This is a genomic window from Mycobacterium heidelbergense, from assembly GCF_010730745.1.
Lineage (GTDB): Bacteria > Actinomycetota > Actinomycetes > Mycobacteriales > Mycobacteriaceae > Mycobacterium > Mycobacterium heidelbergense.
In genome coordinates, this window is sequence record NZ_AP022615.1 from 3,622,891 (window position 1) to 3,638,482 (window position 15,592).

Annotated in this window: 10 protein-coding genes and 2 pseudogenes; 2 read left to right on the plus strand and 10 right to left on the minus strand. The window is 68.7% G+C overall.

Translation table 11 applies throughout. The features are described 5' to 3' along the window. The first annotated feature begins 86 nt into the window (after window positions 1–86). Complete coding sequence (locus G6N25_RS17100) at window positions 87–1,238, plus strand: acyl-CoA dehydrogenase family protein (protein ID WP_083077526.1); 1,152 nt, start codon at window positions 87–89, stop codon at window positions 1,236–1,238. Continuing rightward, entirely contained in the window at window positions 1,235–2,464 is a 1,230-nt protein-coding gene (locus G6N25_RS17105; RefSeq protein ID WP_083077528.1) for an acyl-CoA dehydrogenase family protein, read from the plus strand. Before G6N25_RS17100 ends, G6N25_RS17105 begins: the two co-directional genes overlap by 4 nt. A 12-nt stretch (window positions 2,465–2,476) precedes the next feature. Here G6N25_RS17105 and G6N25_RS17110 read toward each other — a convergent pair whose 3' ends face one another. From G6N25_RS17110 to G6N25_RS17155, 10 genes and pseudogenes are all read right to left on the minus strand, one after another. Further along, window positions 2,477–4,453 (minus strand): SpoIIE family protein phosphatase, encoded by a 1,977-nt coding sequence (locus G6N25_RS17110; protein WP_083077536.1) that lies wholly within the window; start codon window positions 4,451–4,453, stop codon window positions 2,477–2,479. 115 nt (window positions 4,454–4,568) lie between these two features. Beyond that, entirely contained in the window at window positions 4,569–5,774 is a 1,206-nt protein-coding gene (locus G6N25_RS17115) for an amidohydrolase family protein (protein ID WP_083077530.1), read from the minus strand. Window positions 5,775–5,854: 80 nt separating this feature from the next. Then, entirely contained in the window at window positions 5,855–6,883 is a 1,029-nt protein-coding gene (locus G6N25_RS17120) for a hotdog fold thioesterase (RefSeq protein WP_083077532.1), read from the minus strand. Between the two features lie 55 nt (window positions 6,884–6,938). Beyond that, a pseudogene (locus G6N25_RS17125) lies at window positions 6,939–8,462 on the minus strand (HNH endonuclease signature motif containing protein). Between the two features lie 35 nt (window positions 8,463–8,497). Next, window positions 8,498–9,522, minus strand: a pseudogene (locus tag G6N25_RS17130) (IS1595 family transposase). Window positions 9,523–9,743: 221 nt separating this feature from the next. After that, complete coding sequence (locus G6N25_RS17135) at window positions 9,744–11,234, minus strand: class I adenylate-forming enzyme family protein (protein WP_083071937.1); 1,491 nt, start codon at window positions 11,232–11,234, stop codon at window positions 9,744–9,746. Beyond that, a complete protein-coding gene (locus G6N25_RS17140; protein WP_083071938.1) occupies window positions 11,231–12,166 on the minus strand; it encodes an acyl-CoA dehydrogenase family protein in 936 nt (311 codons plus the stop codon). Before G6N25_RS17140 ends, G6N25_RS17135 begins: the two co-directional genes overlap by 4 nt. Beyond that, entirely contained in the window at window positions 12,163–13,320 is a 1,158-nt protein-coding gene (locus G6N25_RS17145) for an acyl-CoA dehydrogenase family protein (protein WP_179961678.1), read from the minus strand. Before G6N25_RS17145 ends, G6N25_RS17140 begins: the two co-directional genes overlap by 4 nt. Continuing rightward, window positions 13,317–14,486, minus strand: a complete 1,170-nt coding sequence (locus G6N25_RS17150) for an acyl-CoA dehydrogenase family protein (protein ID WP_083071939.1) — start codon at window positions 14,484–14,486, stop codon at window positions 13,317–13,319. Before G6N25_RS17150 ends, G6N25_RS17145 begins: the two co-directional genes overlap by 4 nt. Further along, the gene (locus tag G6N25_RS17155; protein ID WP_083071940.1) at window positions 14,483–15,544 is read right to left on the minus strand and encodes an acyl-CoA dehydrogenase family protein; all 1,062 of its coding nucleotides are present in this window, start codon (window positions 15,542–15,544) and stop codon (window positions 14,483–14,485) included. Before G6N25_RS17155 ends, G6N25_RS17150 begins: the two co-directional genes overlap by 4 nt. Between the last annotated feature and the right edge of the window lie 48 nt (window positions 15,545–15,592).

Genomic DNA, 15,592 nt, shown 5'->3' on the forward strand with positions numbered 1-15,592 from the left:
CCCATTGCTAACATCGAAGTCTCCGGCGAACTTCGACGAGAACCGATCAGGCGGATGATCAACCACCTCAGGAACCTTCCGGCATCATGACCGCTGTCGACTCTCCCGAAAAGATACTCTTCGCTTCCACAACCCAGGCCTTTCTCCACAAAGAAGCGTCGCTGCGTCGCGTCCGGGAACTGCACGCCGCGGGGGAATCCTTCGATCCGCAATGGTGGCGGCGCGCCGCCGAACTCGGATGGACGGCCCTGCTGGTTCCCGAGGATCTGGGCGGCGGCAGCGTCTCGGTCAGCGGCGTCGAGGATCTGGCCATGGTCGCCGAACAACTCGGCAAGACCGTGGCACCCGGACCGCTGTATCCGGTCAGCGTCGTGCTCGCGGCGCTCGTCGACTGCGCGGACCCGCAAGCGCACGCCGGCACCATCGAGTCGCTGATCTCCGGCGAAACGGTGGCGTCGTGGGCGGTCGCCGAGCCCGGCCGGGGCTGGGCGCCGCTGGATCCGTCGGTGACGGCCACCCGGACCGAGACCGGCTTCCGCATCGACGGCACCAAGGACCGGGTCGAGGCGGGGGCCGAAAGCGCGGTGCTGCTGGTCGCGGCGCGGTGTGGCCCGCACGCCTCCGAGATTCGGCAGTTCCTGGTCCCGACGGACGCGCCGGGCGTACGGATCGAGCCCCAGCAGTCGGTGGACCTGGTCAAGCGATACGCGCGGGTGCATTTCGACGGTGTGACCGTGGAGCCGTCCGCGGTGGTCGGCGGCGCGGCGGAGACCCCCGCGCTGATCGACCGGCAGGGCCAGCTCGCCCAGGTGCTGCAGTGCGCCGAGGTGGTCGGCATCCTGCAGACGGTGTTCGACTTCACCGCCGCGTGGGCGCTGGACCGGCACACGTTCGGCCGTCCCCTGGCGTCCTACCAGGCGCTCAAACACGGGTTCGCCGACATGAAGCTGTGGCTGGAAGCGAGCCGCGCCACGACGGCCGCGGCGGTCGCCGATGTCGCCGCGCGCTCACCCGCGGCGGGTTTGTCGGCCAGCATCGCCAAGTCCTACGTCGGCGAGATGGCCGGCCGGATGGTTCAGGCGTGCGTGCAGATGCACGGCGGCATCGGCGTCACCTGGGAACACGACCTGCACCTGTACCTGAGGCGAGTGACGTTGTACCGCTCCATGTTTGGCACGCCCGAGGAACACAACCTGAGGGTGTACGAGTCGGAGAAGGCGGGCCGATCCGCGAGATGACCGAATCCGTCGCAGAGTTCGCCGCCCGCGCGCGGGCGTGGTTGGCCGACAACATGCCCGCCATCGACCCCGAGTCCCCGCCGCCCGCCCCACGCGACGACCAACGGTCCTGGGACAGGGCCCGAGAACTGCAGAAGCGGCTCCACGAAGGCGGATTTGCCGGCATCTGCTTCCCGCGCGAGTACGGCGGCCTGGGTCTGGATTACGCGTACCAGAAGGCATTCGACGCCGAATCCCTCGGCTACGAAATGCCGTTGATCCTCAACACCCCGACGTTCACCATCTGCTGTGCCACACTGCTCGACACGGGCAGCGAGGAGCAGAAGACGCGGCACGTCGCCGCCGCCCTGCGCGGCGACGAGGTGCTGGTGCAGCTATTGTCCGAACCCAGCGGCGGATCGGACCTGGCCGGCGTCCTCACCCGGGCCGAGCGCCGGGGCGACCGTTGGGTGATCGACGGCGCCAAGACCTGGAGCACCAGCGCGTTCGCCGCCGACTACGGGCTGTGTCTGGCCCGCACCGACTGGGAGGTGCCCAAGCACGAGGGCCTGACCATGTTCCTGGTGCCCATCGCCCATCCGGGAATCACGTTGCGGCGCATCACCATGCTGAGCGGATCCACCGAGTTCTGCGAGGAGTTCCTGGACGGGGTGGACGTCGGCGACGACGCCGTCGTCGGCGGGGTCAACGGCGGCTGGGCGGTGGCCTCGCGGCAGCTGTATCACGAACGCCGGGCGGTGGGGCAGGGCTCCGAGTTCGCCAGCGGCAGCGGCAACGAGGGTGGCACCGCGAATCCCGTTGACTACGTTGCCCTTGCCGAGAAGATCGGCCAGGCGGACAACGAGCGCGCCGGCGAGATGGCTGGCCGGGTGCTGGTGCACCGCGCGGTGGCCGAGCAGTTGATCGACCACGTGAACCGCAGCGTCCGCGCTGGCGCGCTGCCGCCGGCCGCCGGAACGCTCATCAGGCTTTTCCATTCCGAGACCGTGACTTTGGACATGGATACGGCGCTGGCGATCGCGGGGGTCGCCGGCGTGGTGGGGGAAGCCGGCGAGGGCCTCGAAGCGGGGCTGCGGTACCTGTCCCGGCAGAACGTCGCCATCGGCGGCGGCACCACGGAGATGGCCCGCAACGTCATCGGCGAACGGGTGCTGGGCTTCCCGCGGGAATACGCCGCCGACCGCGGGGTGCCGTTCAATCAGGTTCGCCACGGCCGGGACCGCTGACCGCGGGCCGCCCTACTCGTCGCCGAAGACGTCCTCCTCGGGGTCGACGGCGACGGGCATCTGGACCAGCGACAAGACGTGATGCGCCGGGCTTCCGGGCGGGGCTATCAACACGCATTCGCCGCCCTGTCGGAGCGCCCGGTCACGGGCGGCGGCCAGCGCGTTCACACCCGCGGATCCGAGATGGGTGACCCCGCTCAGGTCGATCATCAAAGGTGCTATGCCGGAACGGCTTTCGACCGCGATCTGGCGATCCAGGGTGGATGCGGTGATGGAGTCCACCTCGCCGCTGACGACGATGCGGCCTGCGTCGCGGACCAGGGAGACGAATTCGGAGCTGACCGGCCGCTGGTGGGTTGACCGGCCCACCACCGTGTCGGTGACGAAGTTGGCCGGCCTCGACAGGCGGTGCGTCAGGCTGGCCGTCGTCCCGCCGTCGTCGTGCGCGATGTGTGCCTCGGACACCAGTGCTTCGGCCATCGCGAGCCCGCGTCCGCGGCCCCGCTCGCCCTCGCGGTAATCCTTCCACCGGCCGTGGTCGATTACCGAGGCGTGCAGGTTGCCGTCACCGGCCAGGGCGGCCTCGACGACGATCCCGTTCGGGACCCCGTCGGCGACGTCCGTCGCGTAGCCGTGCTCGATCGTGTTTTCGACGAATTCGGAGACGGCGTGCACGATGTCGCAGACGTCGTCGGGGTCGGCGCCGATCTCGGAGAGCCAGTCACGGAGCCGGGCGCGAACGGTGCGCGCGGCGTCGATCGTCGCGTCCAGCGTCATGTGCAGCGGCGGCGGCGGGGTGCGGCGCTGCGCCGCAAGCAGCGTGACGTCGTCGTTGTAACCGGTCGACCGGAGCAGCAATTCCAGTGTCTCCGAACAGATCCGGTCGATCGGCCGCCCCGGGGCGTCGATGATAAACCCGCCACTGCCGCCCGCGATATTCGCGGCCAACTCGGCGAATTCCGCGGTGCTGGCGCCCAGCGGCCGGCCGGGACGTTCGATCAGGCCGTCCGAATACAGCAGGACCGAGTCGCCCACGTCGAGCACCTCGGTGCGCACCGGAAACCCGGTGCCGCTGCCGAGCGGGCCCGCGCCGGACGGTTCCGCGTACCGCGAGTTCGCGTCGGCGCTCACCAGCAGCGGCGGCGGGTGTCCCGCTGTGCAGTACTGGAATTCGCCGGTGGCGAAGTCGAGCGAACCGACACACACGGTGGCCGACTTCGACCCGGGCACGTGTTCGCGGAAGCGGTCGACCGCCTCGAGCGCCTCGGCGATGGTGTGGCCCGCCGAAATCTGCATCCGCAGCGCGGTGCGCAATTGCGACATCACCGCCGCGGCCTCGACGCCGTGGCCCACGACGTCGCCGACGACGAGGACCAGCCGGTCCCCGAGGGCTATCGCGTCAAACCAGTCGCCGCCGGCCGCCGTGTCCTCCGCGGCGACGAGATACTCGGCGGCGATGTCGGCGCCGGGAACCACGGGCACGGACGGGGCCAGCAGCGCCTGCTGCACCACGGTGGCCGAATCGCGGACGTTGCGGTATCGCTCGGACAGCTCCTCCATGCGCGCCTCGGCGGACAGCCGGGCCCGCACCCGGGCGGTGACGTCGTCGAAGATGAGCTGTACGCCCTCGATCGATCCGTCCTCGCGGCGGCGCGGCGTGACGACGAAGTCGAAGAACCGTTCCTGAACGCCCGAACCGTCGTAGTCGGCCTGCAGCCGCCACTCCGTCCCGGATTGCGGTTCGCCCGTCTCGTATACCCGGTCGAACATCTCGAAGATCTGCTGGCTCTGGAGCTCGGGATAGACGTCGCGCGCCGGCTTGCCCACCGGCTCGAACGTCGGGCTGAACGCGCGGTAGGCGGCGTTGACCGCGACGAACCGGTGGTCGGGGCCCTCCAGGCCGACCAGCATCGCGGGAACGTTCTCGAAGACGCGGCGAACATCGTCGGCCGCGCCCACGCGTTTGTCCCAGTCCTTTTCGGCCACCAAGGGCGCCACCCAACCCGGTCAAATGCGGCGACTTACCCGCCACACGCAGGTAACCAGGTTATCAACGGGGGGCGGGCCGTCACCGAATCAGTTTGCTAACGGCGCGTTGCCGCGCTCAGGCCGAGACCGGCTTCTTCGCGGGCTTGGACACCTTCATCAGCTTCATCAGGTTGCCGCCCATGATCTTGGCGACATCGTCCTCATCGAAGTCGGTGAGCTCGTCGACGAACGAGATGGGGTCCTTCAGGCCCTCGGGGTGCGGCCAGTCGGAGCCGAACAGCACCCGGTCGGTGCCCACCATGTTGACGATCTCGGTGAACCGGTCCTCCCAGAACGGGGTGATGTAGACGCAGCGCTTGAACGCCTCGACCGGGTCCTCGCTGAACGACTGCGGCATCTTCTTGTAGACGCCCTTGAGGCCCTTGAACAGGTCGGGCACCCAGTCGGCGCCGTTCTCGATCGACAGGATGCGCAGCTCGGGGTTGCGGGACAGCGCGCCGTGGCACACCAGCGCGCCCATCGCGTCCAGGATCGGGCGATGGCCCATCGCGAAGCTGCGGAAGGCGGTCGGCTTGAACGGCAGGAACTCGTCGCCGGGCTCCCACACGTTCGCGAACTCGGAGTAACCACTGTCGGAAGCGTGCATCGAGACTGGCAGCTCGGCTTTGACGCAGGCCTGCCAGAACGGGTCGAACTCCTCGAGTCCGAACGATCGGCTGCCCTTGTAGCCGGGCACCGGCGCCGGGCGCACCAGCACGGTGCGGGCGCCACGCTCCAGGCACCATTCGAGTTCTTCCAGCGCGCGCTCGACGATCGGCAGGGTGATCACCGGGGTGGCGAAGATCCGGTCCTTGTAGTTGAACGACCACTGCTCGTGCATCCACTGGTTGAGCGCGTGGATGACGTCGTGGGTCATCTCCGGGTCGTCCTTCATGCGCTCCTCGACCAGGCTGGCGAGCGTGGGGAACATCAGGGCGTAGTCGATGCCCAGCTCGTCCATGACCTCGAGGCGCGCGCCCGGTTCGCGGAACGCGGGGATGGCCTTCATCGGCTCGCCGAGGATCTCGCGGTAGGTCTTGCCTTGCGCGCCGTTGCGGAAGTACTCCTCCTGGGCGCCGGGGCGGGCGACCACCTCGAACGTCGGGTTGGGGATGTACTCGCTGATGTGGCCGCGCACCACGATCTTGGTGCGACCGCGGACCTGCACGTAGTCGATGACGCGCTTGCGATTGTCCGGCAGGAATTTGGTCAGCGCTTCCTGCGGCTCGTACATGTGGTTGTCGGCGTCGAACACGGGGAAGGAAAGTTCGCGAGACGGCATGGCGATCTCCTTGCGGAAGTCTTGATTCTCTGTGGGTGGTAATGACGTTACCACTCCTGCGGGGCGAGGTGTAGGGGGGCCTAATCGTCGGCCCGGAGGCCCCCGGTTGGCGTCGCTCCGTCGATGATCGCGAAGTTCACGGTCGCGGTCGCGGCGAGTTCGTCGCCGTCGCCGTAGATGTCGACCTGCATGACCATCGCCCGCCTGCCCGAGCGCAGCATCCGCGGCACCGCGCGCGCGAAGCCCTGCTTGATTGGCCGCAGGTAGCGGACGAAGAGGTCGGCGGTCGTCATCGTGGTGCCCGGCCGTAGGTGTTCCAGCCCGAACTGTCCCCCCGCCACGTCGACGAGCGTGGCGATCAGCCCGCCCTGAAGGGCGCCGGACGTGTTGACCACGTGGGGGCTGACCGGCATCGTCATCGCGAACTCGCCGTTGTGGATGCCCGGGCGCATCCCGATTTGGGCGAACAGCTCGGCCAGCGAGGGCGCGGCCGACTCGTCGTCGGTGTCCCGGATGCCGAGGGCGCGGCTGCAGAAGTCGTACAGCTGGCCGACGTCGATGGGTGTGCTGATCAATTCCCTGCCGAGCCAATGCAATCGCTGCGCGCCCATGATCGTCTGCATGACGATCGCGGCAGCGGCCCCGACGTCGAGCCCGGGGTTGAAGACGCCCTCGGTGATGCCCTGGCCCACGATGTCGCGCATCAGCTGATGCAAGGGGGAGAGCACGCGGGCGTATTCGCGGGGCCGGGTTTCGGCCAGATGCTGGTTGTAGAGGCTCAACGCCCGGTTGAGGCTGTCCTGGGTGCTCGATTCGGGTTGTTGGCTGATGCGGTCGATCACCAGCTTCAGCGCGGCGGTGCTGTCCAGGTCCGTGATCTCGGCGCGCCAAGCCCGCACCGATTGCGCGATGGTCCTGTCGAACAGCGCGAGCAGCAGCTCGTCCTTGCTGCTGAAGTGCTGGTAAAAGGCCCGCAGGGAGGTCTTGGAGCGTGCGACGACCTCCTGGACCGTGAAGTCGGTGCGTCCCGTTTCGCCCAGGATCTCGACGGCCGTCTTGATGAAGCGGTCGCCGCGCGTTACGTCGGCTTCCTCGGTCGGTTCAGCCATGAGAATGAGGTTACCGTGCGTGGCGCCGCCAGACGACCCGCCGCTCGGTCACGCCTTAAAACGGCGGCGGGTCGTCGTCGTCGGCGGGTGGGGGAGATTGAAGTAGTTGGGCCTGGCCGCTCTTCGGGTCAGGCGGGTTTGGCGGTTGTGGTGGCGTTCGGTGGCGATGCGGGTGGCGCGGTCTTGGGTGCGGGTGCGGCGGCGTCGGGGCATCATCGCGGTGCGCTCGCCGCGGCGCTCGCGGTGGCACTCGGTGGTGGACGTGGTCGGTGGGGTGGGTAGTTCGCCGGTGGGTGCGCACAGGCTGGGGAATAGCAGGGCGCTGCCCGGGGTGCTGACGTAGGTCTGTCCGGTCGGGGAGGTCAAGATCAGTGTCGCGTCGGGTAGTTGCTGGTCGGTCCAGCCGCAGAACGTCTTGATTAAGTGGTGAGTTCTGCAGTAGCACTTGAGGTTGGACGCATGCGTGGCCCCACCGGCGGTGTAGGGGATGGTGTGGTCGATGTCGCAGCCGACGGCGGGGCGATCACAACCGGGCCAGCGGCACGTCAGATCCCGACAGCGCACGAAATCAGCGAGCGCTTTGGAGGGCACGTAGCCGTTCTCCGGCGCGGCATCCAGGGGGTGGACCAGCGACACCAGCCTGGCCGACATGGCCAGTTCGGCGATCAGCTCCGGCGCGATGAGCCCGTCGGCGCCCAGCGCCGAGGCGGGTCCCGCCGAGCGGCCCGCGAGGGTGGCCTGCTCGGCGATCACATGAATGACCACCGGGCCCGCCGCCGGCCGCTTTCCGGCCGCGCAATCGCCGCGTCCACAGCGGCACCCCAGCCGGTCGGCGCCGGCGGCCAGCGCCCCCACCGCGTCGGCGCGGCGCTGGGCACGGGTGCGCGGATCGTGGGTGCACACCGTGGCCGCCAACGCCGTGAGGCGCTGATCGAGGCGCGGGCATCCGGGTCAACACGGTCGCACTGATGTCGGAGAGCCCATCACCCACCGGCCCGATACACACCTCGCGGCCGGTCACGCGCTCGCGGCGCCGCCGCACCGCATCGGCGTCAGCGTTGGCCACGATCTTGTCCACCTGCGCACCCAACCGGCCCTGCGTCATCGACGGCCACCGCACCACACTGGCCGCCAGCTGCGCATCGACGGTGGCGAGCACGTCGGGATCGGTGATCAAATCCGTGCGATACACCAGTAGCTGAAATGTCCGGTAGTCGATATCGCCGGCCTTGAACACCTCACCCACCTTCGGTAGGCGCTCACGCAGCGCCCGGGCATAGCGCAGCCGACTGGACGCCAACCCTTGGCTGATCCGCAGCGCCGCGCCGATCTCGGCGGCCACCGCCTCCATCGTGTCAATCGCCCACTCCTCGGTCTCACCACACCGCGACAACCGATACGCGAACAACTCCCCGATCCCCACCAACTGGGCCGCCGCCGCCCGATTCTCCGCCCGCGAAGCCGCACCAATCCGATCCAACAGGGCCGCCGACTCCGCCGTCGTCGACGGATAACGCCGCTCGAACATCTCGTCAAACCGGGCGATTATCTCCGGCGACGATTGCTTGGACTCGAACATGTGTACTGCTTATCTGCTTAAGTGGACTTGATTCCTTAGAATTCGTCGAATGTGTTGCTAGGCAGTGATTGAGCGGTCAATAGCTGAGTTTGCTGGCGGGGTTTGCCGCCGATGATTTCGGTCAGTGGGTGAGGATCGGTGTTCATGCTTTGTTGCAGGAGCCGGTAGAAGAGCATTCCGCGTGCCTTTGACCTGCGGCGATTGAACCTGAAGGTGAACTCGTCGAGGTAGTAGGGCAGGTGCTCGCGTTCCACGCGGTAGTGGTGGGTGCCGGCGTTCCACCGTTTGAGCAGGGACGCCACGCGGTGCGGCCCGGGCAGGGTCACGTGCCCAGGCTCCGGCGAGCTGTAACCCGAGGTGTATTCGTGGCGGTAACCCTCATCGGCCAGCACTCGAAACATCCGAGCGCCGTCGGTGCGGATCAGCGAGCCTGGCTCGGCGGTCGTGCGGGCGAACTCCACCAGTTGTTTGGAACCTGGGGCATCAGCAACACCAAGTCGCACCCGACCCAGCTTTAGTTTCCGATTCACCTGTATACCAACATTTTCCACCGCGATCATCACAGGTACTTTTTCAGTGGAAGCTCCGTCTCGGCCCGCGGCGCGTCCGCCAACAAAGGACTCATCGACTTCGACCACGCCGCAGAGTAACTCGCGCTCTGGACGCACCATCGCCCGGCGCAGCTTGTGCAGCCACACCCAGGCCGTCTCGTAAGAGCCCAGGCCGAGCATGTCATGCAGGTTCTGCGCCGAGGCCCCGTTCTTCTGCGAGGTCACCAACCAGATCGCGGCGAACCACGTGCTCAGCGGGTACGCGTGCGATGAAAGATCGTTCCCGCTGTCACCGACGTCTTGCGCCCACAGCCGGCGCACTTCCAATGTGCCGTCGAGGTCTGCCAGGCCCGCTCGCCGCCACACACCGGACACCGGAAGCCCTCTGGCCAGCGCAAAAGCGCCAGATATGCCACACACGATGCATCATCGGGAAACCACGCCCGAAATTCCTGATACGTCCGGGGATAGTCCACTCCGCCGACCGGACTCTCGTCAGCTAAGTACATGCTGACCAGCATAAGTCCACTTAAGCAGATAAGCAGTACATGTGTTCGATACTACCACCCGCGACTGACATTGGTCCGGCCGGCAGCGTCGAGTCTGAGCGAAGGGGTTTGGTGAGGTGCTGTAGCGGTGGTTGCGGGCATAGGATTGACCGACATACGCCTGCGGGGGTGCGGGAGGGGTACCGGCCCTCGACCCCGGACAAGAGCCCGCGGTCGGGTCGTTAGCCGCCCCGGGCCTCGATCATCGCCGAGCGATTGACCTTCGTGGCCGCGGTACGGGGAATCGCGTCGACGAACTCGACGGTCTTGGGGACCTTGTACGACGCCAACCGGCTCTTCGCGTACTCGATCACCTGCTGCTCGGTCAGCGGCGCCGCGAGCTGGACCACCGCGTGCACCCGCCGTCCCCAGCGCTCATCGGCAAGCCCGATGACCACGACGTCGGCGATGTCCGGGTGGCCCGCGAGCGCCGACTCCACCTCCGCCGGAAAGACATTGGCGCCGCCGGTGACAATCATGTCCACGCGGCGGTCGACGATGTAGAGGTAGCCGTCGGAGTCCAGGTAGCCGATGTCGCCGGCGGAGCGGAAGCCGTCGTCGGTCGACGGCAGCGGCGGCGCGCCACCCAGGTAGCGGGATCCCGCGCTCATCGGCGCGCGCAGGTAGACGTCGCCGTGTTCCCCGGGGCCCAGCGGCTTGCCGTTGGCGTCGAGGATCCGGATCTCGGTGTCGCGGAAGCCGCGGCCCACACTGCCCGGATGCGCGAGCCACTCGTCGCCGCGCAACGCGGTGAGTCCCAGGTTCTCGGTCATGCCGTAGGCGGTCACGATCTGCTCGGGGCTCAGCAGCTCGAACCAGGTATGCATGAGCGACGGCGGCATCACGGCGGCGCCCTGCAGGATGAAGACGACGCTGGACAGGTCGCGGCGCCGGACGTCGGGCCGGGCGGCGATCCGCGCCAGCATCGTGGGTGTGGCCGTGAAGTTGGTGATCCGGAAGCGTTCGATGACATCCAAAACCAGTGCTGCGTCGAACTTTTCGAGTACCACCAGATGGTCACCGGCGAGCAGGAAGAGGAAGGTGGCGAAGCCGTTGGTGTGATACATCGGCGCGGGCACCATGATCGTCTGCGGCTGGGCCACCGGCGTCCAGTTCGTCAGGAATGGTTCGCCGTGCTGGGGTGTCCAGAGCGAGGGCGCCAAGCTGAGGATCACCTTCGGCACGCCGGTCGACCCGCTGCTGCAGATTCCGTTGGAGTTGGGGGAAACGGCTGCGGGGAGCGGGCTTTCGGACTCGCCTGCCGCGCGCCCATCCAGCTCCCACCGGGTGTTTTCGTCGACGACCACGGCGGGGTCGATCACGTCACGCACCCGGTTGCGCTCCCATTCGGGCAGATCCCAGTGCATGGGAACGGGAACCGCGCCGATCTTCCAGCACCCCAGCGCGGCCAGCACCAGGTGTTGCGAATTCGGGATCGCAAGCACCACAAGCGAACCCGCCCCAGCTCCGCCGGCCGCCAACGCCCGCCCCCACTGGTTGGCGCGGGCGTCGAGTTCACGAAAGGTCAGCGAGCTCGCGGTGCCGTCGAGCGCGACATTGGTCACGGCCGCCTCGTCGCGGCGTTGTTCGGCGAGCTGTTGGAGCTTGGCGCCGAACGGAATACCGTCCGCTAAGGGGTTGGCCGTCCCCGATTCTAGGGGCTGGGTGCTCATGCCGATACCGGCCCGCTGAACAGCGTCTCCAGGTGGCTGTCGCGGACGTCGGGTATCAGCCGCAGGGCGAACGCCTCGGCGCCCAGCGGCAACCGGATCAGCGGCTGGGTGTGCCGGTCGAGCACGCTGACATCGGATTCGTCGCAGAAGCCGAGCGCGCCCAACAACTGATGGGAGGTGCGCAGCACCTGCCGCGCGGTGTCGGCGGCCTTGCACCTGAGAACGAGTGCGTCGGCGCAATGCACTTGTACCGGCAGCGATTCCGGTCGGCAGATGGTGTATTTCGCGAGTTCGTGAAGTCCGCGCACCGCGACGGCGGCGTCCGCGACGGCGAACCTGACGGCCTGGAAGTCCGCGAGCGGCTTGCCGAACTGAACCCGGGCGCGCACGTGTTCGGTGACGATCTTCAGGGACCGCTGCACCGCGCCCAGAATCCGCCACGATCCCAGCACGAGATGGAGGTTGACGTCGGCGGCGGGGACGGTCCCATCGGGTGCGCTCAACACGGCCGGCACCAGAAACGGCCCCAGCTTGGCGCCGGTCCGCGCCCCAGGCCGCACGAGGTATCGGGTGCCGTCCAGGTCGGCGGCGATCCAACCCCCGGGCAGGTCGCCGTGGTCGATGCGCGGAGCCTCGGGGTTGACCAGGGCGAGCCGGGCGCCGTCGATCGCCAGTAGCTCCTCGACGAGGGGATAGGGCAGGGCGTTCGCGCCGGCGGCCTGGCAGACCACGGCGGCGGCCAGCAGATCGTCGGCCGCCGAGCGCACGTCGAGCTCGAACGTCCCGACGTCGCGCAGGGCCGCGCGCGCCGCGTCCCGAATGCCGTCGTCGCTCTCGGCCCGCAGCGCCGCTTGTGGCCCGCCCAGGCGGGCGAGCCGCTTGGCGGCGACGGCGGCGAAGTCGCTGATATCTTGTGGCAGTTCGGTTTTCACCGGTGCTCCCCCAGGACGTCCCTCGCCACCAGCATTCGCTGCACCTCGATGGTGCCCGACGCCACGGTGGCCGCCTGTGCGTAGCGCCAATGGTCCTCGATCGCGCCGTGCAGGGGCGCCGACGCGCCGCTGTCGAGCGCGGCCGGGCCCAGCACGTCGAAAAGCAGCTCGGCGACCTGCTGATCGCAGGTGGTGGTGGCGATGCGGGCGGCGCTGGCGGCCGCGCCCGCCGACGGGTCGTCCTGCAGCGAGATGGCCCGATAGGCCAGCAGCCTGGCCACCCGCAGGTCGACGAGAGCCCGCACCCAACGGGCCCGAATGCTCTCGGGAAGCAGGTCCCAGTCGTCGCCCAGCCCGGCGCGCACCCGGTCCAGCAGCGATTCACAGCGCGCGTAGCGCGCGATGCCGACCCGCTCGAAGGCCAGCGCTTCCCGCATCACCCGCCAGCCGTCGCCGGGCTCGCCGAGGACGTCGCCGGGGTAGGCCGGCACGTCGTCCAGGAACATCTCGTTGAGGTGATGCGGTCCGAGCATCGACGGGATCGGCCGGACGGTGAGACCGGGTCGGTCCATCGGCAGCAGAAAGAGCGTGAGCCGCTTGGCCTTTGGCGCGTCGGGATCGGTGCAGGCCGCCAGCACGCACCAGGACGCCATCTGAGCATACGACGTCCACACCTTCTGTCCGGTGATGCGCCACCCGTCCCCGCCGGGCATCGCGCGGGTGCGCAACGAGACGAGGTCGGTTCCGGCCTCCGGCTCGGAAAACCCCTGGCACCAGATCACGTCCCCGGACGCGATGGCCGACAGGTGCTTGGCCTTCTGTTCGGCCGTGCCGTAACGCATCAGCGCCGGGCCGACCCAGTTGATTCCCATGTACTGCGGACCGCGCGGCTCGTGCTGGGCCCACATTTCCTCGCGCAGCACCGTCTGCTGCCAGATCGAACCGCCTCCGCCGCCATGTTCTTTCGGCCAGGCCAGCGCCAGCAGGCCCTCGGATGCCAGCAGCTTGCAGAACGTCTCGGTGGTGGCCAGGTCTTGCGGATCCTCCGTGCAGGCGCCGAGGAAGTCGGCGGGGATGTGATGGGATATCATCTCCCGCAGGTGATTTCGCAGTCGTCCGGCGTCCTCGCCGAGGTCGTAATCCATCGTCGTCATCCCTTCGGCAGCCCGAGCAGCCGCTCGGCGATGATGTTGCGCTGGACTTCCGATGTCCCGCCGTAGATGGTCGCGGCAAGCGCGTCCTGGCGCTCGAAGAGCAGATCCGGGTCGCTCGTCGAAACCGGTCCCTCGGCGGCCGCGGCAAGCTCCCAAACCCGTTGCAAAGTAACCGATCCGAGCAGCTTCAGGATGTCGGCCTCCGGGTTGGGCCGTCCGGCCAGTTCGTTGCCCAGGGCGCGGTATCCGGTGGCCCGCAGCGCTTCGGCATCGGCCAGCAGCGACCCCAGCTCGGTGCAAAGGTCCTCGCCTCCGAGCGCCTCGCCTCCCGGCGGCGCGAGCGTGCGTGTTTGTACGCCACCGCTCGGCGCGTCGGCGTACAAACACGCACGCTCGCGGGTAAAGGCGAGGCCGCGCTTGATCTCGACCCAGTTCATGATCCAGATCATCTGGCGTTCGTGGTGCAGCGACGACAGCGCGACGTTCCATCCGCCATGCAGCGGCCCCAACAGGTTTTCCACCGGCACCTCGACGTCGTCGAGGAAGACCTCGCAGAACGTCTCGTCCGAGATCGAGGCCATCCGGATGGGCTCGACCCTCACCCCCGGGGCGTGCAGGTCGAGGATCAGGCAGGAAATGCCGCGGTGTTTCGGCGCCGCCGGATCGGTGCGGGCATACAGGGTGCACCACCGCGACTCGTGGGCCTGGGTGGTCCAGATCTTGTGGCCGTTGACCCGGAACACGTCCCCATCGCGCTCGGCCCGGGTGCGCAGGCCGGCGAAGTCGGATCCGGCCTCCGGCTCGGACATGCCCAGCGCCCACCATTCGTCGCCGCGCAGCAGGGGCACCAGCAGCCGGTCGATCTGGGCGGGCGTGCCGAACTGACAGATGCCGGGCGCGGCGACGTTGGGACCGGCGATGTTGGGCAGCTTGGGCGCGGACCGCATCGCCGCCGCGAGCCGGACCTCCATCGCGTCGCGCAGGCCGAGCGATCGGCCGCCGTGCTCGCGGGGCCAGGTCGGCTGCAGCCAGCCGGCCTCGAAGGCGGCCCGCTGGTAGTCGCGCCGCAGCGGCAGGTCCCAGCGGTACTCGCGATACCTCTCGTCGTAGTCGTTCGGCAGGAACTCGGTCAACCACGCGCCGAACTCCTCGACCACCGCCGTCATCGCGCGCCCCCCGCGAAATGGCGGCCCACCTCGTGGTAGAGCGCGCGGCTGTCGCCCAGCATCGCCGCACCCTGCCAGGCGCGCCGGACGTAGAGGTGGATGTCGTGCTCCCAGGTCTGCGCCAGCGCGCCGTGCACCTGGACCGCGGTGCGCGCGCAATTGGCCGCCGCGTCGCCGGCCGCCGCCTTGGCCAGCGCGGCCGCGGTCCAGGCATCCGCGGGCGCGGCCCCGGGATCGCCGAGGCGGGCCGCCGCCGCGTAGGTGAGGCTGCGGGCGCGTTCCACGCCGACGTAGTTGTCGGCCAGCGCGTGCTTGATCCCCTGGAAGGCGCCGATCGGCGTGCCGAACTGGCGACGTGCCTTCGCGTGCTCGACGGAGCGGTGCAGGGCGGCGCTCGCCACGCCGACCAGGTCCGCGGCGGCGGCCACCAGCGGCGCCGTCAGCGCGGATTCGAGGTCCACGGGCGCGGTGGCCAGCGGCTCGGCGTCGATCTCGACGTCGGCCACCGGTTGGGCGGGGTCGGTCGACTCGCCCGCCGTCACGGTCACCCCGTCACCACAGCGCGCGACCGCGACCACGACGCCGTCACCAGCCGTGGCCAGCGTGACGATCAGTTCGGCGCGAGACGCGTTGGGGACCGCGACGGCCCGCCCGCGCAGGCGCCCGTCGCGCAGCGTCGCCGGCGCGCCGGGGAGCCGAGACCCGGGGGAGTGGACCGCCAGGGTGGCGACGACGCCGCCGGCGATGTCGGCGAGCACCGCGTCGAGGCCGCTACCGCGCAACGCGCCGGCGGCCAGACCGACGCTGCTGAGCAACGGGATTGGCGCCAGGGCGGCGCCGCACTCCTCGAGAACCACCGCCAGCTCGACGGGTCCGTAGTCGCCGGCGGGTGCCGCGAGTTCCGTCCAGCCGAGATCGACGATCGTCTTCCACGGTGCGCGCCAGCGCTCCGGGTCCGTCAGGGCCTGGCGAGCGGCGTCGGGCGGACATTCGGCGCGCAGGATGTCGCGCACGGCGTCGCGCAGCGACAGTTGCTCCGAGCTCAGACCGACATCCATAAGACCCCTAACATAATAAAAATAGTAAACTAGCGCCTTTGTTGCAAT